The sequence below is a fragment of the Rheinheimera sp. 1928-s genome, assembly GCF_029269265.1.
GTDB lineage: Bacteria > Pseudomonadota > Gammaproteobacteria > Enterobacterales > Alteromonadaceae > Pararheinheimera.
In genome coordinates, this window is sequence record NZ_JARIXP010000010.1 from 18,426 (window position 1) to 44,685 (window position 26,260).

Annotated in this window: 30 protein-coding genes; 15 read left to right on the forward strand and 15 right to left on the reverse strand. The window is 46.4% G+C overall.

What is annotated here, in order from left to right; all coding sequences use genetic code 11:
• Positions 1–76: 76 nt before the first annotated feature.
• Positions 77–805 carry a Crp/Fnr family transcriptional regulator gene (locus tag P3C17_RS19050; protein WP_300930904.1) on the forward strand — a complete coding sequence of 243 codons (729 nt, stop codon included), beginning with the start codon at positions 77–79 and terminating at the stop codon, positions 803–805.
• A 56-nt stretch (positions 806–861) separates the two neighbouring features.
• Here the strand turns inward: P3C17_RS19050 and P3C17_RS19055 are convergent, their stop codons facing one another.
• Both P3C17_RS19055 and P3C17_RS19060 read right to left on the reverse strand, forming a co-directional pair.
• Entirely contained in the window at positions 862–1,230 is a 369-nt protein-coding gene (locus tag P3C17_RS19055) for a hypothetical protein (RefSeq protein ID WP_300930905.1), read from the reverse strand.
• A 105-nt stretch (positions 1,231–1,335) separates the two neighbouring features.
• Positions 1,336–1,854 carry a DUF4142 domain-containing protein gene (locus P3C17_RS19060; RefSeq protein WP_300930906.1) on the reverse strand — a complete coding sequence of 173 codons (519 nt, stop codon included), beginning with the start codon at positions 1,852–1,854 and terminating at the stop codon, positions 1,336–1,338.
• 329 nt (positions 1,855–2,183) lie between these two features.
• Here P3C17_RS19060 and P3C17_RS19065 point away from each other — a divergent pair, with 329 nt between their 5' ends.
• From P3C17_RS19065 to P3C17_RS19115, 11 genes are all read left to right on the forward strand, one after another.
• Positions 2,184–2,912, forward strand: a complete 729-nt coding sequence (locus P3C17_RS19065) for a Crp/Fnr family transcriptional regulator (RefSeq protein WP_300930907.1) — start codon at positions 2,184–2,186, stop codon at positions 2,910–2,912.
• Positions 2,913–3,310: 398 nt separating this feature from the next.
• Positions 3,311–4,042 (forward strand): Crp/Fnr family transcriptional regulator, encoded by a 732-nt coding sequence (locus P3C17_RS19070; protein WP_300930908.1) that lies wholly within the window; start codon positions 3,311–3,313, stop codon positions 4,040–4,042.
• A 93-nt stretch (positions 4,043–4,135) separates the two neighbouring features.
• Entirely contained in the window at positions 4,136–4,549 is a 414-nt protein-coding gene (locus P3C17_RS19075) for a PRC-barrel domain-containing protein (protein ID WP_300930909.1), read from the forward strand.
• A gap of 153 nt (positions 4,550–4,702) precedes the next feature.
• On the forward strand, positions 4,703–4,849 hold the full coding sequence (locus P3C17_RS19080) for a lmo0937 family membrane protein (RefSeq protein WP_233080586.1): 147 nt from the start codon (positions 4,703–4,705) through the stop codon (positions 4,847–4,849).
• Positions 4,850–4,952: 103 nt separating this feature from the next.
• On the forward strand, positions 4,953–5,264 hold the full coding sequence (locus tag P3C17_RS19085) for a BON domain-containing protein (RefSeq protein WP_300930910.1): 312 nt from the start codon (positions 4,953–4,955) through the stop codon (positions 5,262–5,264).
• Between the two features lie 123 nt (positions 5,265–5,387).
• The gene (locus P3C17_RS19090) at positions 5,388–5,735 is read left to right on the forward strand and encodes a hypothetical protein (RefSeq protein WP_300930911.1); all 348 of its coding nucleotides are present in this window, start codon (positions 5,388–5,390) and stop codon (positions 5,733–5,735) included.
• A gap of 19 nt (positions 5,736–5,754) precedes the next feature.
• Positions 5,755–6,567, forward strand: coding sequence for a BON domain-containing protein (locus P3C17_RS19095; protein WP_300930912.1), 813 nt, complete (start codon positions 5,755–5,757; stop codon positions 6,565–6,567).
• Positions 6,568–6,842: 275 nt separating this feature from the next.
• Positions 6,843–8,237: a Na+/H+ antiporter NhaC family protein gene (locus P3C17_RS19100; RefSeq protein ID WP_300930913.1), complete on the forward strand. Its 1,395-nt coding sequence runs from the start codon at positions 6,843–6,845 to the stop codon at positions 8,235–8,237.
• A gap of 62 nt (positions 8,238–8,299) precedes the next feature.
• Positions 8,300–9,061, forward strand: coding sequence for a M15 family metallopeptidase (locus P3C17_RS19105; protein ID WP_300930914.1), 762 nt, complete (start codon positions 8,300–8,302; stop codon positions 9,059–9,061).
• Positions 9,062–9,074: 13 nt separating this feature from the next.
• A complete protein-coding gene (dacB, locus tag P3C17_RS19110; protein WP_300930915.1) occupies positions 9,075–10,553 on the forward strand; it encodes a D-alanyl-D-alanine carboxypeptidase/D-alanyl-D-alanine-endopeptidase in 1,479 nt (492 codons plus the stop codon).
• Positions 10,554–10,637: 84 nt separating this feature from the next.
• Positions 10,638–11,009, forward strand: a complete 372-nt coding sequence (locus P3C17_RS19115) for a DUF6746 family protein (RefSeq protein ID WP_233080579.1) — start codon at positions 10,638–10,640, stop codon at positions 11,007–11,009.
• 63 nt (positions 11,010–11,072) lie between these two features.
• On the opposite strand, the gene P3C17_RS19120 is transcribed toward P3C17_RS19115, so the two are convergent.
• Entirely contained in the window at positions 11,073–12,995 is a 1,923-nt protein-coding gene (locus tag P3C17_RS19120; protein WP_300930916.1) for a Cache 3/Cache 2 fusion domain-containing protein, read from the reverse strand.
• A gap of 531 nt (positions 12,996–13,526) precedes the next feature.
• On the opposite strand from P3C17_RS19120, the gene P3C17_RS19125 reads away from it, so the two are divergent.
• Together P3C17_RS19125 and P3C17_RS19130 are read left to right on the forward strand one after the other, a co-directional pair.
• Positions 13,527–15,164 carry a sodium:solute symporter gene (locus P3C17_RS19125; protein WP_300930917.1) on the forward strand — a complete coding sequence of 546 codons (1,638 nt, stop codon included), beginning with the start codon at positions 13,527–13,529 and terminating at the stop codon, positions 15,162–15,164.
• 83 nt (positions 15,165–15,247) lie between these two features.
• Complete coding sequence (locus P3C17_RS19130; protein WP_300930918.1) at positions 15,248–16,339, forward strand: DUF1343 domain-containing protein; 1,092 nt, start codon at positions 15,248–15,250, stop codon at positions 16,337–16,339.
• A gap of 1 nt (position 16,340) precedes the next feature.
• Here the strand turns inward: P3C17_RS19130 and P3C17_RS19135 are convergent, their stop codons facing one another.
• The 5 genes from P3C17_RS19135 to P3C17_RS19155 all read right to left on the reverse strand — a co-directional run bounded on the left by P3C17_RS19135 (position 16,341) and on the right by P3C17_RS19155 (position 19,632).
• On the reverse strand, positions 16,341–16,853 hold the full coding sequence (locus P3C17_RS19135) for a GNAT family N-acetyltransferase (protein ID WP_300930919.1): 513 nt from the start codon (positions 16,851–16,853) through the stop codon (positions 16,341–16,343).
• A gap of 120 nt (positions 16,854–16,973) precedes the next feature.
• Entirely contained in the window at positions 16,974–17,531 is a 558-nt protein-coding gene (gene efp / locus P3C17_RS19140) for an elongation factor P (RefSeq protein WP_040555189.1), read from the reverse strand.
• Between the two features lie 21 nt (positions 17,532–17,552).
• Positions 17,553–18,707 carry an elongation factor P maturation arginine rhamnosyltransferase EarP gene (earP, locus tag P3C17_RS19145; RefSeq protein ID WP_300930920.1) on the reverse strand — a complete coding sequence of 385 codons (1,155 nt, stop codon included), beginning with the start codon at positions 18,705–18,707 and terminating at the stop codon, positions 17,553–17,555.
• A gap of 17 nt (positions 18,708–18,724) precedes the next feature.
• On the reverse strand, positions 18,725–19,096 hold the full coding sequence (locus tag P3C17_RS19150; RefSeq protein ID WP_300930921.1) for a hypothetical protein: 372 nt from the start codon (positions 19,094–19,096) through the stop codon (positions 18,725–18,727).
• Entirely contained in the window at positions 19,093–19,632 is a 540-nt protein-coding gene (locus P3C17_RS19155; protein WP_300930922.1) for a hypothetical protein, read from the reverse strand. The genes P3C17_RS19150 and P3C17_RS19155 overlap by 4 nt, the downstream gene beginning before the upstream one ends.
• A 61-nt stretch (positions 19,633–19,693) precedes the next feature.
• Here P3C17_RS19155 and P3C17_RS19160 point away from each other — a divergent pair, with 61 nt between their 5' ends.
• The gene (locus tag P3C17_RS19160) at positions 19,694–20,317 is read left to right on the forward strand and encodes an START domain-containing protein (protein WP_300930923.1); all 624 of its coding nucleotides are present in this window, start codon (positions 19,694–19,696) and stop codon (positions 20,315–20,317) included.
• On the opposite strand, the gene P3C17_RS19165 is transcribed toward P3C17_RS19160, so the two are convergent.
• The 7 genes from P3C17_RS19165 to P3C17_RS19195 form a co-directional block, all read right to left on the reverse strand.
• Positions 20,307–20,621: a rhodanese-like domain-containing protein gene (locus tag P3C17_RS19165; RefSeq protein ID WP_300930924.1), complete on the reverse strand. Its 315-nt coding sequence runs from the start codon at positions 20,619–20,621 to the stop codon at positions 20,307–20,309. The genes P3C17_RS19160 and P3C17_RS19165 overlap by 11 nt on opposite strands.
• A complete protein-coding gene (locus P3C17_RS19170; RefSeq protein WP_300930925.1) occupies positions 20,618–21,682 on the reverse strand; it encodes a hypothetical protein in 1,065 nt (354 codons plus the stop codon). Before P3C17_RS19170 ends, P3C17_RS19165 begins: the two co-directional genes overlap by 4 nt.
• Positions 21,654–22,286 carry an ATP-binding cassette domain-containing protein gene (locus P3C17_RS19175; RefSeq protein ID WP_300930926.1) on the reverse strand — a complete coding sequence of 211 codons (633 nt, stop codon included), beginning with the start codon at positions 22,284–22,286 and terminating at the stop codon, positions 21,654–21,656. Before P3C17_RS19175 ends, P3C17_RS19170 begins: the two co-directional genes overlap by 29 nt.
• Before the next feature lies 1 nt (position 22,287).
• A complete protein-coding gene (locus tag P3C17_RS19180; RefSeq protein WP_300930927.1) occupies positions 22,288–22,902 on the reverse strand; it encodes a LysE family translocator in 615 nt (204 codons plus the stop codon).
• Between the two features lie 101 nt (positions 22,903–23,003).
• Positions 23,004–23,855 carry a hypothetical protein gene (locus P3C17_RS19185; protein WP_300930928.1) on the reverse strand — a complete coding sequence of 284 codons (852 nt, stop codon included), beginning with the start codon at positions 23,853–23,855 and terminating at the stop codon, positions 23,004–23,006.
• Positions 23,856–24,022: 167 nt separating this feature from the next.
• Positions 24,023–25,684: a glutamine--tRNA ligase gene (glnS, locus tag P3C17_RS19190; protein WP_300930929.1), complete on the reverse strand. Its 1,662-nt coding sequence runs from the start codon at positions 25,682–25,684 to the stop codon at positions 24,023–24,025.
• Between the two features lie 105 nt (positions 25,685–25,789).
• Positions 25,790–26,194 carry a VOC family protein gene (locus tag P3C17_RS19195; protein WP_300930930.1) on the reverse strand — a complete coding sequence of 135 codons (405 nt, stop codon included), beginning with the start codon at positions 26,192–26,194 and terminating at the stop codon, positions 25,790–25,792.
• Between the last annotated feature and the right edge of the window lie 66 nt (positions 26,195–26,260).

A 26,260-nucleotide genomic window follows, 5' to 3' on the forward strand; every position in this document is an offset into this window, starting at 1 on the left:
GTACAGACTTCAGCAGCAGAACCGCTGAAGCTGGGGTCGATCGGTCTCTACCTTAAATTTATACATGGAGTTTCAGATGCCTCATTTAAAAGGAGCGCAGCAAAACCATCTGCTGGCTGCCCTGCCTGCCGATGTTCAGGAACGATTATTACCCCATATGGAATGTGTTGAATTACCTCTGGGTAAAGTGTTGTATGAATCCGGTGATACCCTGCGTTATGTCTACTTCCCCACCAATTCCATCGTCTCCTTGTTGTATGTGATGGAAAGTGGCGCTTCCGCCGAGATTTCGGTGGTCGGCAATGAAGGCTTAATTGGTGTTGCACTCTTTATGGGTGGCGAAAGCACCACCAGCCGCGCCATAGTACAAAGTGCTGGCCAGGCCTACCGTTTATTGGGCCAACGCTTAAAAGATGAATTTAATCGCCATGGTGCTTTGCTGCATACCTTGCTGCGCTACACTCAGGCGCTGATCACTCAGATGGCACAAACAGCCGTCTGTAACCGCCACCACTCCATTGACCAGCAATTGTGTCGCTGGTTATTGTTATCACTGGACCGACTGGAGGGAAATAAACTGGTGATGACACAAGAACTGATTGCCAATATGTTGGGGGTACGACGTGAAGGCGTTACAGATGCGGCAGGTCGTTTACAACGCTTAGGAGTGATTGAATACCACAGAGGCCATATTCAAGTGCTTGATCGGGCCAAACTTGAAAGCTTAAGTTGTGAATGTTATGCCGTAGTACGCAAAGAGTCAGACCGTCTATTGCCATGGGCCAAATACACAGACAAAGTGTAACCTTGGGTTTCATACTTCGTTTTAGCTAAGTTTTATCCCTGGTGGCCCGGGCATTGTCAGCGGCTTCGTAATGCGTGTATCAGCTCAAGCTGAGTCATAGATGAACTGCCACTAATATGCTTTTTTCTGGCTTTTTTGCGCAGCACGTCAATGGGCTGCTGCTCCAATGCAGTGGGTTCAGCCAAAGCATGCGTATTTTTTACCGCATTTTTGGCTGAGTCTTTGCGCACTGTTTTTTTCTGCCATTCAGAAGTTGCAGTCCCCTCATTTGTGAGGTCATCAGCACCGGATTGTTTATTCTTCCCGGTCCGGGCTATATGCTCAGTTTTTTTATGTGAAACGGCTGCTTCCTCATCACTATCTTCTATGTATTTTGCTTTTCTTCGTTGCTCTTTGGTGTATTTATTTTCGCTTCCGATGGCCATCACATCCCCCTACGCACTCAGCTGTCCGCTTCAACACGGATTCAGTTTAACAATGATAAGACATCACCTGCCAACAGCTCTGGCTGCCAGCAGGAATGCTTGTAGTTATTCCTTGTCGTGTGTCGCGGCCAACTCTTTCGCCATTTTTAAATGATTTTGGAATTTAGGTAAGGTTTTAGTCGCGAAGGCTGCAATCTCAGCATCATCCGAGAGCGTGGCTCGCTGGAATAATTCGATAGTGTCTTCGTGTGCCTTGACCTGATTCTTTGCATAAGCTTTATCGAAGGATTCACCATCACGCTGTTCCAACATGAATTTTTTCGCTTTGTTGGTCAGTTCCGCCTCATCAGATACCTCCAGGTTTTTCCGGCTTGCAATACCTGCGAGTTCGGCGTTAGCAGCTGAATGATCAGCAATCATTTTTGTGGCGAAAGCTTTGATATCAGCAGAGCTTGATTTCTGTTGCGCCATTTTTGCGCTCTCTACTTCTGCAATACCTTTTGCAGATACTTCTTCGACAAAGTCGTCGGCATCGATTTTATCTGCTGCAAAGGCCAGGCTTGATGCTGCACCTAAGATACATACCAGAGCGCCAGTGGATAGAATTCTTTTCATGTTCATCATGGAATACCTCATTGGATTGATTTTGAATTCAAACAGATAAATCGGTGCCCGTTTAGCAGCCTCATGACTTACCTGCCGCCAATCGATAGTGGCGAATAAAAATGCACTGTTCGGTATGGTATCGAACACAGAAAGGTAAAAACCGCAGCATCTGAAGTGATGCAGAGCTGCTTGTTTTTCCTGATGATAAAATCCAACTTAACTAGTTGGATCCAAACTAATTTCATTAAAACAGAATTCTCTGTACGGCGGCGTACAGACTTCAGGTAAATAACAGCTGATGCTAATGCTGGTCAATGTCGACCCTAAGTCTATACATGGAGTTTTGGATGCCTCATTTAAAAGGCCCACAGCAGAATCATCTGCTGGCTGCCCTGCCTGCCGATGTTCAGGAAAGATTGTATCCGCATATGGAGTTTGTCGAATTACCTCTTGGCAAAGTGTTGTATGAATCCGGTGATACCCTGCGTTATGTCTACTTCCCTACTAATTCCATCGTCTCTTTGTTGTATGTGATGGAAAGTGGTGCTTCCGCAGAAATATCCGTCGTCGGCAAAGAAGGCCTGATAGGCGTCGCATTGTTTATGGGCGGTGACAGTACGACCAGCAGAGCCATAGTACAAAGTGCTGGCCAGGCCTATCGTTTATTGGCGCAACGCGTAAAAGATGAATTTCATCGCCATGGCGCTCTGCTGCACACCTTTTTGAAGTACACCCAAGCCCTCATCACTCAAATGGCACAAACGGCCGTTTGTAACCGCCATCATTCTATTGACCAGCAATTGTGTCGCTGGTTGTTATTGTCGCTGGACCGGCTGGAAAGCAATGAACTGAGAATGACGCAGGAGCTGATTGCCAATATGCTGGGGGTGCGCCGTGAAGGAGTTACAGATGCGGCAGGTCGTTTACAGCGCTTAGGAGTGATTGAATACCACAGAGGCCATATTCAGGTGCTAAATCGCGCCAAACTTGAAAGCTTAAGTTGTGAATGTTACGCCGTTGTGCGTAAAGAGTCAGACCGTCTATTACCATGGGCCAAAAACACAGCGAAAGTGTAAAGTCCTCTGCAGAATGAACCCATCAGCCAGTAACTGCTGTCGCTGTCTGATGTTTCTTTATGACCCGCTTTAACCGATTGCGAAGTTTCTGCATCAAAGCAGGGCTTAAACACAGGCTGTTTTTGTCTGTCCGCAAGGTGGTTACTTTTATCACTGGCGAAACTGCGGCTTGTTTCTTCACCTGCTCTCTTCCTTCTGTCAATTTTAGCCTCCGCCTTTTGCTGCATCACAGTTGCCATCTGCTGAAATGGATCAACCAAAAATACAGCCTGACACAATGCCGAAACCAGCTTCTGTGCGTCAGCGCTCTGACACTGGAGTTTGGTGCTGTGGCGAACAGAAATCTGTAGTTGAATCAAACAGACTGATGTTTAGTACTCTTCAACAAGGCGCGATCGATGCATACAGTCCTACCGCAAAACAAACTTTTGCAACAACTGTCTGACGAGGAACAACAAGCGATCATGCGGCACAGTAAAACCATCGATATGGAATTTGGTCAGCTGTTATGTGAAGAAGGAAAAAACTGCGGTTATGTTTATTTTCCTTTGTCGGGTTTTATCTCCATTCTGACCTCAATGCAACACAACCAGGGGTTAGAAGTAGGTTTAATCGGTAATGAAGGCATGCTTGGCGCTTTATCCTGTGTCGGCGTGCACACGTCGCCTGTACAGGCTGTAGTTCAGGGGAACGGCACGGCCTTGCAGATTGAAACCGAAGTTTTTGCCACAGAATTGAAGCACAGCCCTAAGTTACAACAGCTGTTGCAGCACTATCTGGCATTTTATGTGGTTCAGTTGACCCGTTTAGTCTGTTGCAATCATTACCACGAGACAGAACCCCGTTTAGCCCGCTGGCTGCTCATGACCCATGACAGAGCTGGCGGCGATCAGTTTTTTCTGACCCATCAGTATTTAGCGTCGATGTTAGGGGTCAGACGCAGCAGTGTGACCGAAGCTGCGGGTTCCTTGTTGCAAAAAAAAATCATTGATTATCACAGAGGCCAGATTCACATTCTAAATCGCGCTGCGCTGGAGAAAGCTTGCTGCAGCTGTTACCGCGATTTGCTCGACAAGCAGCAGCTTTTTTTACCTGACTTACCCTATCCAAACACTGGCTTTGTTCGTTGACGAACGGAACCAGGTGTTTGAACGGGGCAGACTCGGGGTCCGGTATGATGCCGCTGCGCCGGCAGCTCAGGCGAAAGCCTCAAGGAGTTCTCAGTGAATTACAACGATAAAGACCAATATGGCATTTATAAAACCAGTAGCCTGCTTGAAAACGGCAATCAAGGCCCAGGCCCAAGCCTGATGGGTGCCGAAACCCTGATAGGTAATGATGTCTACAATCACCATGAAGAAAAAGTGGGTGATATCAAAGAAATCATGTTGGATATGAACGCAGGCAAAGTCAGTTATGCCGTATTGTCCTTCGGCTCTTTTTTAGGCATGGGTGAAAAACTATTTGCAGTGCCGTGGAGTGCACTGATCCTGGATACCGAAAACAAAAGATTTAAACTGGATATCGATAAAGACAGGTTAGATAACGCACCAGGCTTTGATAAAGATAACTGGCCTGATATGGCAGACACTGCATGGCGTGAACTGATCCATAGCTACTACGACAGAACGAACTGATGAAGCAGCGCTTGATTAACGCGTAAAAGTTGTATTGCCGAGCTAAGCCCTGAACCCTATTTCAGGGCTTTTTCATTATAAGTACGCCAACGCACAGACCGCTAAAAAGGCTTCGCTCAAAGTAGGCTTTTCCTTAAATATATGGAGTAATTCATGTTAGAAACTATTGTTGCGGTGCTGGTGATCTTATGGCTTTTGGGCATGGTCTCATCCTATTCGTTAGGTGGCGCTCTGCACCTGCTGCTGGTCGTTGCTCTGGTGCTTTTTGTATTGCGTTTGGTGCAAAGACGTCGTCTCTAACCACAGAACTTCGGCATTACCCTACTGTTTTATTGACTCAGGTTACTCAGTGAACCAGCCCAGTCCCGGGCCTGTCCACAGTGATCTTTATTGGAGAATACCTATGACTATTAAACCATTGCTGCTGGCTACCTTGTTGGCAGTGACTGTACTTGGCAGCGTGAGCTGCGCGTCTACCCGTACCTCGGAAGGCACAGGCGAATATGTTGATGACACTGTGATCACCACTAAAGTAAAAGCCGCATTTTTAGGCGAAAAAGGCTTAAAAGTCGCGGAAATTAATGTAGAAACCTTTAAAGGCGTGGTGCAATTAAGTGGTTTTATTAACTCGCGTGCTGACGCGGACAGAGCTATTACTCTGGCCCGTGGCGTCTCTGGCGTGGTGTCGGTGAAAGATGATATGCGTATTAAATAAGCCTTTTCTTACTTTAGCGCGGTAACGCACTGAAGTGCGCTTTGATTCCTCCTACTTTAGTTAAGCGTCACCCCCTGCATGCTTTGCACTTTCGCTGAAGCATGCAGGTCAAGGAGAATACTAATGACTACATCTAAAGATAAAACAGCAAAGATCAGTCCTATTATTGCCGGCACACCTATGACTACGACCACAACAACAAAAGATCCAAAAACAACTAAAGCGTCAATAGCTGCAACCACACAAAAAAGCCAGGGCCTGACCAGCCCACAGCAAAACAAAACAACAGACGATGCCTGGAAAAAGCGTGTAGGCGCAGCCCATAAAGTATGGAGCAAACTGTCTGAAAGCGAGCTGAAAAAATCAGCAGGCGAACCGGCGAAATTAGCAGAGCTGGTGCAACTGCGTTACTCCATCAGCCGGCCGGATGCCGATAAGCAAGTAAAGAACTTTATCGATAATCGCAGCTAATGAAGCCAAGGAGAGCAACATGAAATTGATCCAAAAACCACATTCAGTTGCACTGGTGCTGATGTTAACCAGTTTGTCAGCCCCAGTGATGGCGCAAGGCAATAAAGCCAATCAGGATGTGCTTGATGCCAGACTGGAAAGCCAGATATTGACTACTTATCAGCTGAGCCCTTATTTACGCCACGATAACATCAGTGTCGCAGTGAAAGATGGGAAAGCCACTATCACTGGCAAAGTAGAAAGCGATGTCAATAAAGATCTGGCCACTGAAATTGCCCAAGGCGTAAAAGGCGTCAGTGATGTTGATAACAAGATGATCACCGAAGAAAACTACCAGACACCAGTGCGCACAGGCGAGTCAAGTTACGCCGAAATTATTGATGATGCCAGCGTCACCGCAGCAGTGAAATCTAAATTGATGTGGAGCCGTTATGTCGACAGCGGTAACACCAAAATCACCACCAAAAAAGGTATGGTGACGTTAACCGGAACAGCTGAAACGAAAGAAGCTATGGAACTGGCGGGTAATTTAGCCATGACCACCCGCGGCGTTATGTCGGTGGACAATAAACTGACGGTAGAAGCAAACCCGGATAACAAATCCAAACCAGGTACTGTGATGGCAGACAGCTGGATCACGACCAAGGTTAAATCCACGTTTATGTATTCGCGTAATGTCGATGGTTCAGACATTGCGGTAAACACCACCAAAGGTGTGGTTACTCTTGAAGGCCTGGTTGACAGTGGCTCTGAAAAAGCTCTTGCCGTGCAACTGGCTGAAAATATCAAAGGTGTGCAAAGCGTAAGGGCAGGCAGTTTAACCTTTAAATAACGTGTTTTAAGTTACGATTTTGCGGTTACAGCTGCTGATATGGCCCAAAGCAGCACCTGTGACAGCATGAATTAGCTAGTACTCTAATCCAGGTATTAGCTAATTTTTTTTTGATTTTTTCCTCGTCAAACCTCCTCTTTCGCATTTATCCAACAGATCCGAATAAAAATCAACCAACTAACCCAATAAAGACTTCAGCCGAACTGGAAAGCCACAGCTAATTGCTGCAGTATAAAAGCCATCATTTGCTTAACTCTGTATAAAGGGAAGCTACAGTGCCTGATAGTTTAAGTTTATTACCCGCCGTCGTCGCCATTGCTGTTGTTATTTGGCGCAAAGAAGTAATTTTGGCGCTGATCCTGGCCGTAGCTTGTGCTGAAGTTTTACTTTATTTAAAACAGCCGGAACTGAGTGTCTTTGGCGCTTTGTTGCATGGCCCAGTGCAAAGTTTAGAACGGATCATTTCTGTCACCTCTTCTGCCGATAACAGCAGGATTTTATTGTTTTCTTTGCTGATAGGCGCACTGATGGCCTATATGCGGGATTCAGGCGGCGTATCGGCTATGGTGGACTGGTTTATCCGCAAAGGAGTGGCCCGCACGAAACGTCAGGCCGGCTTTATCAGTTATGGCATAGGCATTCTGGTGTTTATTGAATCCAACCTGAGTGCTTTAACAGCAGGCATAGTCTCCCGTGGTTTGTACGATAAATTTAAAATGAGCCGCGCTCGTCTTGCTTATATAGTCGACAGCACCAGCGCACCTATTTGTATTTTGGTGTTGCTGAATGGCTGGGGTGCTTATGTACTTGGGCTGTTAAGCACCTACAACTTGCCGGAATCTGCTATCTCCGTATTAATTGGCAGTATTCCACTGAATTTTTATGCCCTCTTTACACTGTTGGTGGTGTTCTACACCATCTATACCGACAAAGTCTATGGTCCGATGAAACAGGCTGAGATTGATCTGAATACTGTCTCCAGCCACAGTGACATTGAGATTGCTCCTAGCAGTATGTCACTGATGCTGGTGCCATTATTGACCTTGGTGCTTGGTATGGTTGCCTTTATGTTGTGGACTGGTAACGGCAGTCTGGTCGAAGGTTCAGGAGCCAAAGCTGCGCTTTATGCTACAACCTTAGCTTGTGTAGTGGCTTATGGCCTGATGGCCTACAGCCGGAAATTTAATCATCAGCAACTGGTGACTATTGGCTTTAAAGGCATGAGTGAATTATTGCCTTTAGTCAGCATCGTTTTATTGTCGCTGGCTTTGGGCAGTGCCATGAAAGATCTCGGCACTGGGTTTTATGTCGCATCTTTTGTCAAAGAATCGACACCACTGGTGCTTATTCCCGCTTTGCTTTTTATCGCTGGCGCCATTATTTCTTTTACTACCGGCACTTCATGGGGAACTTTTGCCATTTTAATTCCTATTGGCATGCCACTGGTGGAAATGCTGGGCTTGCCCCCTTCTCTGCTGCTGGCGGCTATTTTAAGTGGAGGCATCTGGGGCGATCACTGCTCACCTATCTCCGACACCACAGTGGTCAGTTCCGTCGCCTCTGGCTGTGATTTATTAGAACACGTCAAAACTCAGCTGCCTTATGCGCTGTTTTGTGGCGCTTTGGCATTGATCGCTTTTTTAATCAGTGGATGGTTAATGATTGGCTAAGTATGAACGCAAGCCTGAATAAGCGTTGGACCAAGACTGGATAAACATTGGATGAGCATTAAATGAAAACACAAACCTTAGTTGTCTATAGCTGTTTTTTGCTGCTCTCCTGTGCCAGTAAAGTACAGCAACAAAGCCCAGCTCCAATCCCCAAAGTTGCAGCGGCTCCGACATTAAATCCGCAGGGGCCATTCCGGATTGAAACCCATAAACCTGCCGATGTAGTGAATATACTGACCGCCACAACCAAAGTTCAAATCACTATGGCTTATGCCGGTGACAACAACTTTACCGGCAAAGCAGTACCTGGATATCAGGCCAATAGCTGCTATTTAGAAGAAAATGCAGCACAAGCGCTGGCCAGAGTGGCACTGCAGGCCGAACGTTTAGGCTATGGACTGCAACTACTGGATTGTTACAGACCTCAGCGCGCATCCAGTCATTTTATGTTGTGGGTTGGCAATACAGCAGACCAAATCACCAAAGCGGTTTATTATCCGAACCTTGACAAAAGTCAGTTAAATCAGGGCTATATAGCTAATTTTTCAGGCCATAGCCGTGCCTCAACTGTGGATTTAACCTTGCTGAAAAAAAATGCAGCAGGACAGTGGCAACAGCTTGATATGGGGGGAACTTATGATCTATTTGACCCTGTCTCTCATTTAGACAGCCCTGCTGTTAGTCCTCAGCAAAAAGCCAACCGTTTATTGCTCAAAGACTTAATGCAACAACAGGGGTTTGCTGCTTATGCCATGGAATGGTGGCATTTTACACTGGCAAATGAAAAATACCCTGACACCTACTTTGACTTTCCGGTGAATTAACCGAGGAACTGCAATGCTGTCGTCGTTATTTAAATCTGTGCTCCTGCTGGCTTTAGCCTTATCCATTGTTGCCTGCAGCAGTCTATATCCGGATAAAAAGCTGCACACCCGGCAACACCAGCTGCTCAGTCAGTTATCAGCACAATTACAGGGCGCCGGCCTGCCTGCGGATGCCCTCGCCTTTACGGCCTATCCGCTGGACAATGCTGCAGAAAAAGTCAGCTATCAAGCCGAAAAATCCATGCAACCCGCTTCTACCATGAAGCTGCTGACCAGTATCGCTGCATTAGAACAATTAGGTCCGGCTTACAGAGGTAAAACTCAGCTACGGGCTTATGAACAAGCGCAAGAAAATATGCAGCACCCTTTAGTGCTTAAAGGCTTAGCTGATATGGATTTTACGCTGCAACAGCTGTGGTATTTACTGCAACAGGCGCATGATCAGGGCATACGTCAGGTACCCGCCATTCAGATCGACCGGAGCTGGTTTAATCCGGCCCGGCCTGAGCTGACCGCTTTACCTTTTGATGAAACCCCACGCGAATATTACAACCTGCTGCCAGACGCCTTGTTTTTACAGCGCAATATGCTGGGTATCAGGCTGCAGTCCACTGCAGATAGTATTTCAGGGCAATTTTACCCTTCGCTGCATGGCCTTGAACTGGTCACAACTCAGGTTCAGTTGACAGATATTCCCTGCGCCCAGTGGTATCCGCACCCACAACATATGGCCTTTAAGCGCCAGCCGCATGCTGTGCAACTGGTGTTGCAGGGCGAGTTTCCGAAAAACTGCCAGAAGCGTGATTATTTGCAACTGATCAACAGAGTGGATTTCAGCCGCTTAGCGGTTCAGCAACTGTGGCAACAGATCTCAGGACAAAAAGAAGTGCCGGTACTGGAGCAAAACGCAGCAGAAGCCACTGTACTGCTGGCAGAACATCAAAGCCGCACTTTGGCTGAAGTGCTGCGGGATATGAATAAAAGCTCAGACAATGCGGTCACCCGCCAGTTGTATTTAACCTTAGGGGCACAACAAAGTGCAGTAGAAACTCAGCTTACCGCTCAGAGCTCTGAGTTACAGATCCGAAGTTTTATCAGCAGCTTAGGTCTGGATCACAGCAGCCTTAGGTTAGAAAACGGCTCAGGTTTATCCCGATCCGAGCGTATCAGTCCGCAGTTGATGACCGCCCTGCTGCAGCATGCTTACCAAGCCCGTTATCAGCCGGAATTGATCGCCAGTATGCCGCTTGCTGGCGTCGACGGTACCTTAAAACGGCGTTTTACTCAGCCTCAGACCCAAGGCAAAGCACGATTAAAAACCGGGACTTTACGTAATGTGGTGGCACTGGCTGGTTTTGTCACCGACCAAAGTGGCCGCACCTGGGTCGTTGCCAGCTTTATCAACGATCCCACGGCAGGCCGTGGACGCGAGGTGCTGGATGGCTTGATTGAATGGATCACCAGACAACAGGACAAAAATAGTCTGCAATAGGCTAATGCGGCTGGTTTAGTGCTTTACTTCATGATAACCTTCTTGATAACTATTCTCATCTAAGTGTAATTAATGGAGTGTGTGATGAAAAGTTCTGCATTGGTCGTAGGTTGTTTTGTGTTAGTCGCCAGCTCTTTTACTGCCATGGCCTCTGATCGCCCGGATCATTTTAAAGGCAAAGAAGCCAAAACTCTGGCCGAAGCTGTGGTTAACTTTAAAGAAGCCAATCAACGCTTTGCTCAGTTACAGTCTGCTCAGCTTACGCCTGAAGCTATGGCGGAAATTCATCAGCTTACCTACAGCATGGAAGTGGCGCTGGAAAAAATCCATCAGGAAACGGCACAGCTCAAAGTAGTGCTGGAAGAAGTGCATATTGCGTCTGAAAAAATGGACACCACCACAGTGCAGCAGCAAGGTGCTCTGTATCTGAAAAATGCGACCACACTGGTGAAATAACGCTGACGTGACAAAAAAGGCATCAGTTTTTTCTGATGCCCTTCCTCACTACTTTTACACTTTTTAGACTTTAAACTTCGACAACACAGCGCTGAAGTTTTCCGCTATATGCTTTAATCCCCGACTGGAATCCTTGGTAGTCGAGCTGTGCACCGCATTTTGCTGCGCCGCTGAATGGATATGGTTGGTTTTCTGGTTAACACCGTCAGCGACATCACGTTGTTCTGCAGCAGCGGAGCTGATTTGCGCGTTCAGATGATTAATTTCTTCTATGGCTTTAAGCACTAAATCCATAGCGTGGCTGGCTTCACTGGCTTTTACTTCGTTATCTTTTACCGTCGCTTGTGCCGTCGAGTTTAACCTTTGCACTTCGTTTACTCCTTGCTGCAACTGTTCAATCATCCGCTTGATTTCACCTGTAGAGGACTGAGTGCGGCCCGCTAATAAACGAACTTCATCGGCAACCACACTAAAACCACGACCTTGCTCACCCGCTCTGGCCGCTTCAATAGCCGCATTTAATGCCAGCAGATTGGTTTGTTCAGCTATGGTATTGATCACCTCCAGCACTTTACCTATTTCCGTACTTGATGCAGATAAGCTTGCAATTGAGCGCTGGGATTGTTGGGAGTCCTGTAACTGCTGAGCTGCATTTTTAACTGCTGCGTCCAGAGTTTTCATCGCGCCCTGAGTCAGACGAGAGGCTTCGACACTGGCTTGTTCTGCCTGCTCTGCATTGTGGGCAACAACTGAAGCTGTTGTCGCAAGTTCATGAATAGAAGAGGCTGTCACTTCAATATCACAGGTTTGTTTCTCAACTTCAGCACTCGATTCTTCAGCCACATGCGCCAATTCCACCGAAGCCTGCACCAAACCATTCGTCATTGAGCGAAGCTCCACTATGGTTAAGCGTAATTGTTCAAGCAACTGGTCGAAACAACGGGCCATTTCGCCAAATTCGTCACTGCTGTAATTGGAGAAGCGTCGCGTCAAATCGCCCTCACCTTCGGTAATAGCTTTAATGGCTCTGATGGTATCGTTCACCCGGGTCACCACTATGCTATGGGTTAACCAGTACACCACTAACAATAAAATAGCTGCACCCACTGCTATAGCAGCCGAACTTTTCACCACATTGTCGCGTACAGCAGCACTTAATTCTGTATTGGAATAGGCCGACACAATCTGATAACCCCATGGCGCAAAAGCTTCGGTGTGAATAGTCCAGTCCGGGTTTTTAGTTTTCAGGATCTGCTCCAGTTCCTCTGGCTTGATATGGCTGGACTGAGCACGAATGGCTCCATTTCTGTCGAGCAAAGCGACAAAACCTGAGGTCAATAAACGGCTTGAAGCCAATAGCTGGCGTAAAGATTCTAAATCGGCTTTGTAACCAACATAGCTGATACCAACCACTTCTCCCTGCGCGTTGCTAAGTGGCTCGTAACCTGTCACAAAAGGATTACCCAAAATATCAACAGAACCATAAAACGCTTTGCCCTGACGGATGGCCGCCATAGCGGCTCCAGTGGGGGCCAATAAAGTACCAGTAGCCCGACCTGTGTCTGTGATTACATTAGTGGAGATCCGGACAAAATCATCACCGGTGCGGCTAAAAATAGTGGCGGTGCCACCCATAATGCTGGTCAGGTCATCAACCAACTGGTATTGATTGCCCTGCGCTGAAGTGCCAAGCAATAAATCAGGCACTTGCTGCTGACCAAAAGACAACAGCGGCCCCTGTGAAACACTGCCCAAAGCGGCAATACGCTGCCTTAACAGCTTCATGCTGCTTTGCACCTGCTGGCCCAGCAAACTGTCTGTAATAGTTAAAATATTAGTGATTTCACGATTTAATCTGTCTTTATCCGTATTTACCCCGGCTTCAATTTCCTGATATTTGCTGAATGAAATAACCACTATGGATCCCAGCATAGCCAGTAAAACCAGGCCGGTGAGTGTTAACATAAATTTGCGTTGTACCGACATAAAGATTCCTTGGTGGTTTTTAGCTACCTGATCTAAAGGCGACCCAGATCAAAGTATTACGTAATAAATTAGTCTAGCCTGTAGATTTATATTTCGCAGGCTAACCTATTTTGGGTAAACATCAGGCATAAGACGCTTATAAAAAAAGGCCAGTCCGTAAGACTGGCCTCGCAAACCCAATGGGAGAAGGGTTCTGCTGTTTCAGGACATTCATCAAGAATGCGGGTATACACCCAATTTTTCGCAACTCAAATCCGTTTTAGCTACGAACTATCTAGCCCGGTCGCACCCGGACTAAAACCATACAGAGCCACCTGAAAGTGGCTCTGTCAAAAGACAAGGACAAACAGCAACGGATGTTCGTGTTCACCATCTGTCAAGTTCACATTAACAATGTAACCGATTACAAAAACCTATGTAGTATGCCAGAATCAGAGCTGAAACAAAAAGCGAATTCTGTAAAAAGGGCAGAATTTAAGCAACAGCTTCCGCAGAATTCAGCGCTTGCCAAGCGATTTTGAATAAGCTTCAATGAGAGATGAAATCAATGAACTGGCCAACAGAGCCAGCAGAGGAACAATGACGTCCATTTTTTCACCTTTAGACTGGCTGATGTTTGTTGTTTATTTTGTACTGCTGGCCCTGACCGGCTGGTGGATTAACCGCAGTGGTGCGAATAACAGCCAGGAATATTTTATCGGCAGCAACAGCATGCCCACCTGGCTGGCAGCCATTTCTGTGTTGGCGACAGCACAATCTGCCGCTACGTTTTTAGGTGGCCCTGATATTGGCTACCGCAGCAATCTGACCTACCTTGCCAGCACTATAGGCGCTTTAATGGCGGCCTTTTTTGTCGGCTACTTTTTAATTCCGCGGTTTTACCGTTACAAAGTCAGCACTGTTTATGAGCTGCTTGAATTACGTTTTGGCAGCCAGGCTAAAAAACAGGCAGGTTTAATGTATTTATTTGGCCGGATTTTCGCCAATGGTGCCAGGCTTTATATGGCGGCTATAGCGGTGTCGATGATCTTATTTACCGATATAGCCTTGCTTCATGTGATCTGGTCTATCGCCCTGCTTTGTCTGGTTGCGCTGCTGTATTCGATTTTTGGTGGCATTAAATCGGTGATTTATGGCGATGCTTTCCAGTGTTTTGTTTATGTTGGCGCCGCAGTCTTGGTAATGCTGTATTTATGGCAGTCGATCCCAGCCGACTTTGCAACGGTGTGGCAGGCCTTAGAACATCCGCCTGAAAACGCTGCCAGTAAACTGCTGCTGATCGACACCAGCTGGGATTTCAGTTCGGCCAGTGCTTTTACACTCTATTCCAGTATCACCGGCCTGTTTTTGCTTTATATCGCCTCTTTTGGTTTGGATCAGGACCTGACCCAACGCGCTTTAACCTGTAAAAATGCCCGCCAGGGTTCGTTAGCTATCATCTGGTCTGTGATTTTAGTGGTGCCCGTTACCCTGGTGTTTATCGTCATTGGTTTTTTACTGCATATCTTTTACCAAAGACCCGATCTGATGGCCGGTTCTGGCGCTACGATGCAAAGCAGTCAGTTTAGCGGAGAAAATATCACTGTATTTATGTATTACGTTTTGCATGAAATGCCTGCTGGCTTACGCGGATTAGTCACTGTAGGTGTAATAGCCGCAGCCGTATCTACTCTGACATCGGGTTTAAATTCTATGGCTTCTGTGATTATTCAGGATTTATACAAACCCTGGCAGCAACAGCGCTCAGATAAAACAGAACAGCATTATGTTGCCGCAGCGCGCTGGTCTATGTTGCTCTGTGCTACTGCCTTGTCGCTGATGGCGATGCTGTGTTTTTACTGGCAACAAAGCAGCGATATGCCATTACTGACCTTTGCTTTGGGCGTGATGGTATTTAGCTACAGTGGTTTACTTGGGGTTTATGCCAGTGCACTTTTTAGTCAGCGTGGCAGTCCTGCATCCGTATTGGCCGCTTTAATAGCGGGTTTTGTCATCACCTTGCTGATGCAACCTTATATTCAAACTTATTATTTACCTGCCTACTGGCAGTTTGATTTAGCCTTTAGCTGGCAGCTTTGTATAGGTTTTGTCTGCTCTTTTGGCATTTGTCAGTTGGGTAAAAGTAGCGATACAGTGGCGCAAACAGAACTTAATGGAGTGCCTGCCTGATGCGCGCTTTCATTTTGTTGCTGGTCTGTTTCGCGACGACCTGCTTTGCTCAACACCAAGAACTACAAACTGGTGCTAGCCAGTTGGCTACACTCCCCGGCTCATCTCCTGTTGAATTAAAAGCAAAACATATAGGCCTGATAGTCAACCAAAGCTCGCTTGTGGGCGATACTCATCTGCTGGAGCTGTTGCTGCAACAAGGCCTTGAAGTCAAAACAATATTCTCGCCTGAACATGGTTTTCGAGGTACTGCAGATGCCGGCGCAGCAGTGGATAACAGCATAGATCCACAGACTGGTGTCGCTGTGCTGTCTTTGTATGGCAAAAACAAAAAACCAACGCCAGAAGCTCTGCAGGATATAGAGCTGCTGATTTTTGATCTGCAGGATGTCGGCGTGCGCTATTACACCTATTTATCCACTTTGCATTATGTGATGGAAGCTGCAGCAGAGCAGAATATTCCGCTCTTGGTGCTCGACAGGCCCAATCCAAATGGCACTTATGTCGACGGTCCTGTACTTGATAAACAGTATCAGTCTTTTGTCGGGATGCACCCTATCCCACTTTTGCATGGCATGACGCTGGGCGAGCTGGCTTTGATGATCAAAGGCGAAAGCTGGATTAATAAGGCTGAACAATTAAAGCTCTATGTACTGCCAGTAAAAAACTATCAGCGGGATATGCCGTATGAGTTACCGGTGCGGCCTAGCCCAAATCTGCCGAATGCTCAGGCTGTGGCTTTGTATCCGTCTTTAGGATTTTTTGAAGCCACACCTTTAAGTATTGGCCGGGGTACTGACTTTCCATTTCAGGTGCTGGGGTACGCCAACCCGCCTTTAGGAAATTTTGCCTTTAGTCCTGTCTCAAAAGCTGGCGCTGCCCTGAACCCTCCGCTGAAAAATCAATTGGTTTTAGGGCTGGATTTGCGTCAAGTTAAAGCCGGAGGTTTGGATTTAAGTTATTTAATTCAGGCGCAGGCGCTTTTTGCTAAACATCAGTTGAAGTTATTTAATTCGCCGGACTTTATGGACAAACTCTCTGGCACAAATAAGCTCAGAGAACACATTGAACAAGGCTGGAGCGAAGCTCAAATTCGCCAAAGCTGGCAGAGTGAACTCATACGCTTCAGGCAGCAACGCCAGCCTTATTTGCTCTATCCGGATCATCAGCTTTAATTCAAGCCGGAAATAGCTCTGCCATCTGCGTCAAGGTAGCACCAGTCACCCTATTGATGCGCCAGTCGTGCAGCATCACAGCACCTAAAAACTGATAGAAGTCGATAGCGGGCTGATTCCAGTCCAAAACAGACCATTCCAGACGGCCACAATCACGCTCTACCGCCAGCTTCGCCAGATAAGTGATCAAGGCTTTACCTACGCCCACACCACGGCAAGCAGGCTCAACAAATAAGTCTTCCAGATAAATTCCAGGCTTGGCCAAAAAGGTCGAGTAGTTATGGAAAAAAAGCGCAAAACCTACATCTTTGCCCTGATAATTCGCCAGCACCACTTCGGCATAGGCTTTGTAAGCAAATAAAGTGTCACGCAGTTTTTGCTCAGTCGCGACCACCTGATCTGACAGTTTTTCATAATCGGCCAGTTGCTGAATAAAACTTAAAATAGCAGGCACATCAGCTTCTGTCGCTAAACGCAGTTCCAGGCCATCAATGCGGGTTGAAATAATGCTCATCAGAACTCCTTAAAAAAGAGGTGGGTCAGAAAAATAACGGCATAAAAACAAAGGGGCCAGAGTCATTGATCCGCTATTCGCTTATCAATGGCTCTGACCCCTTGGCCGGCAACGAGCTAATTACTTAGCGCGGCTGCGGTATTCGTCAGTACGGGTATCGATTTCAATCTTGTCGCCGATTTCAACGAAAGCAGGAACCATTAATTCGAAACCTGTGTCCAGCTTAGCTGGCTTCATGACTTTACCTGAAGTGTCGCCACGGGCAGCAGGTTCAGAGTAAACCACTTCACGTACAACGAATGGAGGTAAGTCAACAGAGATAGCGCGCTCGCCGTAGAAAACGACTGAACACTGCATATCCGGAACCAGATATTTCAGCGCGTCAGTCATGTTGTCTGCTTCGATTTCGTACTGGTTGTACTCAGCATCCATAAATACATACATTGGGTCTGCGTAGTAAGAGTAAGTCACTTCTTTAGTGTCTAACATGACTTGTTCGAACTTGTCGTCAGCACGGTACACAGTCTCAAGACCGCCACCAGTTAACAGACCTTTCATTTTCATTTTTACAACAGCAGCATTACGGCCAGATTTGTTGAATTCAGCTTTCTGAACAACCATTGGCTCGTTGTTGACCATGATCACCTGGCCAGCGCGTACTTCTTGAGCAGTCTTCATCATAATTGAAATATCTTCTTGTTAGGAAAAATTGCGCGACATTATAAGTTTATTTTCAGCAAAACGCACGAGGTTGCTGGCAAGATCTTGCTGCTGAATTAAATATTCCTGCCACTTTTTGTTATGCATCTGAATTTGTTCATGAAAATTACTGAATAAAGCAAATTCTGCATTGATATCCTGCTCCAGATTCCAGGCCATATGCAGTTTTTTTATACAGGCTTTTTGTTCATCCGTTGCATGCTGCAGATACTTGTCTAAAAAGGCCTGCAGTTTGATTAAATGCGCCTGCTCTTCCTGTCGGTAAATTTGCCAGATAAAAGGCTTGCCAGCCCAATGAGCTCTGATCACCGAGTCTTCACCCCGGACAAAATTGATATCACAGCAGGCCAGTAGCTGGTCGTACATAGGCTGAGGCATAAAATCTAAAATGCGGATACTTAACGACTTATTGTCAAAACGGCCTGTTTTTAGTTCGGAGAAAAGTTGGGTTAAATCTGTCGCCAGTTGCCCTTGAGGCACCAACAATAAGGTTTTTTCTGTGGCACCAGCCAGCTGCTCCAGCCAAGGTTGAATTTCAGCCTGGCTATAAGCAAACAAGGAGATTTTTTGCTGATAATCCATCGCATCCAACAGACCAAGTTGTTGCCAAAACTGCTGTTGTAGCTCTGTTGAATCAGATAATTTCATCAAAGAATCAACCAGCCCCTGCTCTCTTAATAAGCCACCGGTTTGCTCAGTAAAACCCGGGAAAAAGAAATACTTTTGCAGCGGTAATTGTGGGTGAGGTGATGGTAAGGCATGACAGCCATGCACCCAGTCCTCTGCCGACAAGTATTCCAGATTCAACCACAAAGGTTTGTCAGTAAAAGCAGCCATCCACTGTAAATAAGAAGGCGGAATAGTGCAGGCTAAAGCTTCTATCACCAAATCGGGTCTGTCAGCTGCTGTAAGCTCTGGCAATACAGCAGTCCAATGCCTTACCAGCACATTATGTTGCAACTGACTGGCAAGCTTTGGGTTGACGCTGTGGCAAATTTTCTGAAAGCTAGCTAAATCGTCAACCCACAAGGTGACCTGCCATTGATGTTCATTTTGCAGTTGCCGGGCTAAACGCCAGCAAATGCCGATATCACCAAAGTTATCTACTACAGAACAAAACAAATCGCAGCGCATGCGTTACCTTTTAGCTATCAGATCAGTTGGCTAACCAAAGCTTTCAGCGCTTTGGCCATTAAATACAGGGTGGCGATACTAAGCAGCAAGCAACTCCAAAGCAAGGCCTGATACCATAATTTATGCGCTGCTTGTTTTAACTTATGCCACCAGCTTTGTGGTGTTTGCCAATCAGGCAAATGGCGAAATAATAATAACGCCAGCCATGCCAATAGCACCCAGCCGAGTAATACAACGGATAATAACAAGGCGACTTCATAGACCACAGACGGGCCTTGCAGCAGGTAATAGACGCCAAAACCAAGCGCATAAAAACCCAGAAACACCAGGCCAAAACGCCAGATATACAGCCTTTGCGCTAACTGCTGTGCCTTGCTAAGCAGATTCATACGCCCTTCTCTTTCAGGCTTGATGCTAAGGTGACAGGGTACAAAGGCACAAGTCCGGCTTGTCCCGTCATATCCGCAACCAGCCAAATCTGTTCAAACGGATGTTTTAGTGGAATTTGTAACAGATGCGGAGTTTGTTCCAGCTCTTGCGCATGCCAATCCGGATGAGCATTGCGGATCACCAGCCAGACTTTTTCGGAGTCATAACTTTTTTGCGCTTTATTGCTAATGAGTTTATCCAGCGCCTGCAATAAACGTTCTGCCACAGGAAATTGCGTCAGTGATTGCAAAGCGTCCAGCGTGCCGCCTTTAAGCTCCCGCCCCAGTATTTTCATCGCTTCGGCTTCGCTGCCATACAAATGAGCAATTTCCAGATCCAGCCGTTGCTGCTCCAGATAACAGGACACATCAGGCTTAGCTGGCTCGTTATGCCAGATATGCTGCATTTTGATGCCGAATTTGTGCTGGTACAGTCGCATAAAAAGTTTGGCGGCCTGATGTTCCAGCGCTATTTTTTCATCGATACTGCTTTTCATCACACCCAACAAAGTTGTGTTTCGTATAAGCTTGTATATTAACGAAAAAAGTCAGGTGGTTATGCATTTTTTATTCGCTGTGGTTTTATTTGTGTTGGTGGCTCAGCCCGCTGTTGCTACAGAGCCAACATGGACCTCATTAAAAACCAAAGCCGGGATCAGTTTGAGTTACCGATACAACCCAGAGCTTGAAGTCAAAGCCAGTGCCTTTTATCCGGGCAAACCAGAGAGCTTTTTGCTGTTACTCAAAGACACCAAATCGGTGCGACGTTGGCTGAAACAAAGCGAGGACGCAAAGCTTTTGGAAGGCAGCACAGAAAGCCACTGGAAGGTTTACACCCGCTTTCAATCGGTCTGGCCTGTTAGCCCACGGGATATGGTGACCTGTGCTGATGTGATCAGAAAAATGAAAAGCCTGTTGGTCCAAATAAGCGACTGCTCAGACTTAGTGCCAGAAACTAAAGACTATGTGCGCATTCGGGATGTAAAAGCAGTCTGGACTTTAACCCCAAAAGACCAGGGTTTTGACATGCAATATCAAGGATCTGCCCACCCAGGTGGTGAATTGCCCAAATGGCTGGTAAAACAACTGACGTTAAGCTCGTTACGCGCCAGTTTTGTGGCTTTTAAAACCGAATTAAAGCGCCCCGCTTACCAGGCCAAAACAACACAAGCTAATCGTTAGATTTGGGTTGTTTTTGTTTCAGCTGCTCATAAGCCCCTGCATTAGTTACATTGCTGTAGCCCATACTTGTTAAGGTTTCAAGCGCAATGCCAGAGCGGCGGCCACTGCGGCAATACAACTGAATATCTGCGGTTTTATCCGCGCTGATATCAGTGATCTTTTGCTCAATTTCATTATAAGGAATGTTGATTGCGCCCTCTAAATGCCCTGCTTTATATTCTTCCGCAGTGCGTACATCAATCCACAGGCTTTGCGCCAGCACCATTGGCGCCCACAACAAAAGTAATATCAGTACATTTTTCATGCCCAAAGTCCTTGTCCATTGAGTAACAATAAAAGCATAAAACAACACAGCGCTACCGACAATAAACGCAGCTTTTGCCAAAAACTTAAAGCAACAGCCAGAGCAATAGTACTGACAGCAGAAACTGCATCAAATAAGTTCAGCGCCAGACCAAGAGCTAGCCCGACAGGTAAAACATTCAGCAGCTTTAACAGAACCCACTGTTTTTTTGTACACAGAGAGAGCCAAAAATAATGCTGAGCCAACAGATGCTGTTGCCATAACTTCTGCTGGGCATAACATAAAAGTGCCAGGTTCCAGCTAAAAGCCGAATTTACAAATAGCATAGCTTCAGGCTTCAGTTGTTGCTCAAGCCAGTAGTACCATAAAGCCTGTACAAAAATGATCAGTAATAACATCGCTTTGTTTTGTTGCTGCCGCACAAACCAATACAGCCAATAACGAAACAGAGAACCCGCCGATAACTGCAGCCCCTGTAGCTTCTGCTGCAGAGTTTTCTCTAACAGCATCAAAGCCAATAAAGGCACACTCCAAAAACTGATGGCAGGCAATACAAACACTGCCAGCAACGCCAGCCAACTAGTCTGATAGGCTCTAAAGCTCAAACAGAGTACCGCCAGCACCAGCAGTAGTTGGATGGCGTCAACAGAGGCCATACTTTTACCGCTGAGCAGCAGATACACAAATGCCGGCAAGGTTAAGAACCAGAAGGGCAGCTGATTGAAGGTCGCCATCAGTTTATTGCTAAGCCAGGCAACGCGAGCAGAAGGTGCCAGACTTTCGACAAAATACTGCTGGGCCATTGGTTTTTGCTGCCAGGCGACACCACCTTGCCAGCAGAACAGGATCACTAATAACATCTGCAGATAAGGCCAGCGTTCGGTAGTACTCAGTTCCGGGTTAAACAACTGGAAGCCCAGCAACACCAAAGGAGCCAACAGCCCCAACAATGCATGGCCTGCGACCAGCAGCAATAAAAAGGAAAACTTCTGCAGCGGCGCAAAGGCGTTACAAGTCTGCTGCCAGAACAACTCAAAGCGAACTAAAAGATAAGTGCCCACCGGCCTTTAACTCCAGATGTTGATCGACTGCAAGCTCAAAACTTTCAGGGGATAAATGACTGGCAATCAGCACTAAAGCTCCCTCTTCTTTCGCCTTTTGCAATTGCGTGCAGCAATAACGCAAAGAACTCGGGTCCAAAGCGTTAAAAGGCTCATCCAGCAACAACAACTGCGGTTTTGCGGCCAAAGCCAAAGTTAAACTCAATTTTTTCTGCTGCCCTAACGACAGCACAGCCACTTGTTGCAGCAACAAAGGCTCAAGAGCAAAAGCTACGGCATAAAGCATCAACTGGTGCATCGCAATACCACGACAACGAGCCACCAACTGCAATACGCCAAGCACTGTATTATCCTGCAAAGGTGCCACTGCATCAGCACTGATACCTACCACTGCCTGATAAGCAGTACTGCCCACCAAAAGTTGGTTAAAGTCAATGCTGCCCTGCTGAGCTTTATCTAATCCAGCCAAAACCCGCAACAAGCTGGATTTACCACTGCCATTGACGCCACTTAACCAATGTAAACCGGATTCTAACTGCAGCTGTACATTTGAAAACAGCTGTTGCTTGCCATAACTAAAACTTAAATCTTTAATACTCAGCATCTTAGTTCATCCACTCTGAATAAAGCTCAGTCAAGACCGGAAGTACAGACACCACCAACAACATAGCCATGGCCCAGTTAAAAATACGCTGATACAAAGGTTGGTTTAATACGGAACGCAGCAAAGCACCACAGGTTAACCAGACGCCCACACAAGGAAAACTGACCAGCAAAAACGCAGCAGTGATTTGAGTGACATCCCACCAGGCATTACCTGCCACAGTGGTAAAAGCAGCCACAGCACCTGATGCCATAATCCAGGCTTTGCCATTCACCCACTGAAATAAGGCAGCTTGCAGAAAGCTAAAAGGTTTAGCATCAGAGCCTTCAATGCTGCTTGGCGTGCTGGAACCAATTTTCCAGGCCAGCCACAGCAGATACAACACTCCAATCACTTTGATCCAGATATGCAGCTGCGGGAAACGCTCAAATACCACACCAAAACCCAAACCAACCAGCAACACCATCAAAGGGAAACCAAAACAAATACCGAAAAAATGCGGCAGGCTGGCTTTAACACCATAGTTCACACCAGAGGACAACATCATGATGTTGTTCGGACCCGGGGTTACGGTAGTGGAAAAGGCAAAAAACAACACAGCAAAGAAAACGTCCACAACAACTCCAGAGGACAAAGCATTAATGCATTGAATCTAAAGCAGATCGGCTCTTAAACACAAGCGATAAAACCCAGGCTTTTGTATTTATTCTGAGGGTTTTAATCCAGCCTGTACCAGAGCACTGATTCTGCCAAAGGCGTTTCGGCTGGAAGAAAGGGATTATCAAGTTCTGCCAGCTTTCGTTCAGACAGTTTCATTTTTTTAAGATGGCTGACAAAATGTTTTTGAAACAACAGATCAAAACTACCGTCTTTTAATGCCAGCCTTAATCCTGTTTCTATGTGCTGTGCTAACTGAGGGTTTTTATTGGAAACAAAAAAGTACACGGCCCCGGGATAATGCAATACCCAGTCGGTTTCAATAGCCAAGCCCTGGTCTGCAAATTGCTGTTGTTCCGCCGATATCTCAAGCACACTGCGCGGCACCGCCTCGACTCTGTGGTGCAATAACATCTGGAACAAGATCTGGTAAGCTGACGCATCCAGTACTTTAAATTTATTATGGCGCAGCACCTGCGTATCAACCCAATCATGCACCTGCGCCATCATGAACTGCTTTAAAGCGGTTTCATCTTTCACAGCGCTGAATTTAGCCTGATCTTCAGCTCGGATAAGCAGCAAGCGGTAACTGCCAAGGCCTTTGTAGATAGGGATCCGGACTGGTAAAAAACGTTTTTCACGTTCAACAGAGGTCATGGTCCAGACCACATCCAGTTCAACTCCTATTTCGAGCAAATGCAAAGCGCGACTTCTGGACACTCTGTTAGCTGTGCTTTGAAGCCTTGCTGTACTCCCCGCTTTTTTAAGGGCAAGCTCAAGTAAAGCAATAGCATATACAGAACGATGATCAGTCGAATCTTCGATAGCAGGATAACGCACTGTGTCAGCAGCCAAAGAAGAAGTCAGACAAAGCGCCAAGCAAAGCAGCAGATAACAGCAAAATCTGTACATCAGGTATTTCCTGATCATTGAATTGCTTAGAGTCTAGAAGATAAATAAGGGGAGAGCCATTGGTTCTCCCCCTGTGATCGATGAAGCAACATAAATCAGGCTTCACCTCCCTAATTCGGGGCAGCAAAGCCTGATAAGTAAGTCAGAACCAAGGCTCTGACTTACTTTTAGTCTTCGAAGAAGGTATCGCGCAGCGCTACAGTACGGTTAAACACCAAATGATCCGGCGTTGAATCTTTGTTGTCAGCACAGTAATACCCTTCCCGCTCAAACTGGAAGGCTTTTTCTGCTTCAGCTGTTTTTAAGCTTGGCTCAACCCAACCTGTTTTCACTGTTAATGAAGCCGGGTTAATCACAGCTAAAAAGTCTTCTTCAGCTGCAGGGTTTGGTACTGTGAATAACTTGTCGTAAATGCGGAATTCAGCAGGCACAGCTTGCGACGCTTCTACCCAATGAATAACACCACGCACTTTACGGCCATCCGCCGGGTTCACACCTAAAGTCTCTGGATCGTACGAACAAATCAGTTCAACAATATCGCCCGCTTCGTTTTTAATCACTTCGTCAGCACGAATAACATAAGCACCACGTAAGCGAACTTCGCCACCTGTCACCATACGCTTGTACTTTTTGTTGGCTTCCTCACGGAAGTCCGCACGGTCTATATACAAAGTACGGCCAAACGGCACTTTACGGCTGCCCATGCTTTCTTCTTTTGGATGGTTATGTACTTCTAACCATTCCACATCAGCGGCGTTGTAGTTGCTGATGGTGACTTTTAACGGATCAATCACCGCCATAGCCCGTGGTGCATTGGCATCCAGATCTTCACGGATGCACGAATCCAACGCACTGATTTCAATCATATTGTCTTGCTTGGTTACACCAATACGTTTTGCGAATTCACGTAATGAAGCTGGGGTAAAACCACGGCGACGTAAACCTGCAATAGTAGGCATACGCGGGTCATCCCAACCAGCAACATGGCCACCTTCCACCAGAGTGTGCAGCTTACGTTTACTCATCACCTGATATTCAAGATTCAGACGGGAGAATTCGATTTGCTGTGGATGGCAAGCAATAGTGATGTTGTCCAAAATCCAGTCGTATAAACGACGGTTGTCCTGGAACTCCAACGTACATAACGAATGCGTAATGCCTTCCAGCGCATCAGAAATACAGTGCGTGAAGTCGTACATTGGGTAAATGCACCACTTATCACCGGTTTGATGGTGATGGGCAAATTTAACACGGTAAATCACCGGATCGCGCATACACATAAAAGCTGAGCTCATATCAACTTTAGCGCGCAGCGAACACTCGCCCTCTTTAAAACCACCGGCACGCATTTTTTCAAACAAGGCCAAGTTTTCTTCAGGTGAGGTGTCACGAGTTGGGCTGTTTTTACCAGGCTGAGTTAAATTGCCACGGTACTCACGCATTTGTTCTGCGTTTAAAAAACAAACATAAGCCAAACCTTTGTTAATCAGTTCAACTGCATAGCCATACAGCGTATCAAAATAATCTGACGAATAACGCACATTGCCAGACCAGTGAAAGCCTAACCACTGCACGTCCTGCTGAATCGAATTTACAAAGTCGATGTCTTCTTTTTCAGGGTTGGTGTCGTCAAAACGTAAGTTACACTGGCCCTGATAATCTTCCGCTATACCAAAGTTCAGACAAATAGACTTTGCATGACCAATGTGCAGATAACCATTAGGCTCTGGCGGGAAACGGGTCACAGTAGTTCTGTGTTTGCCCGAAGCCAGATCGGCATCGATGATCTGACGAATAAAGTTAGTTGGGCGATGTTCAACGTCCGCCATAAAATTCAAATCCTTATCTAAATGCACCGACAGCAAATTTGTCAGTWTGGACATATAAAATACCGAGGCATTATAACAGCTGAAATGCCGCTGACTACTGGAGTTTCACACAGAGGCCTGCAGCATTTCCATATACACCAGTTCCCAGACATGACCATCTAAATCCTGAAAACCATGAGCATACATATAAGGATGATCTTGGGGCTGGCTATAGGTTTTTCCACCGGCTTTTACTGCCTTTAGCACCAGTTCATCCACTTCAGCTTTACTGCGGCAACTTAAGCAGTTCAGCACCTGCGTCTGCTGATGGCTGTTGATTAAAGGATGTGGGCTAAAAGATGCAAACTTCTCTTTGGTCAGAAGCATCAGATACAAGTCATCACTCAGCACAATACAACTGGCGGTATCATCACTAAACTGAGGATGAAAACCAAACCCAAGTTGCAGAAAGAAGTCAGTCGAGGCTTTTAAATCGCTGGCAGCTAAGTTGATAAATAATTTACGGTTCATGCTGTTTCCTGAGCTACACAAGGTGTAGAGCAGAGTACTCCGGCACAAGCAAAATGCAATATGCTT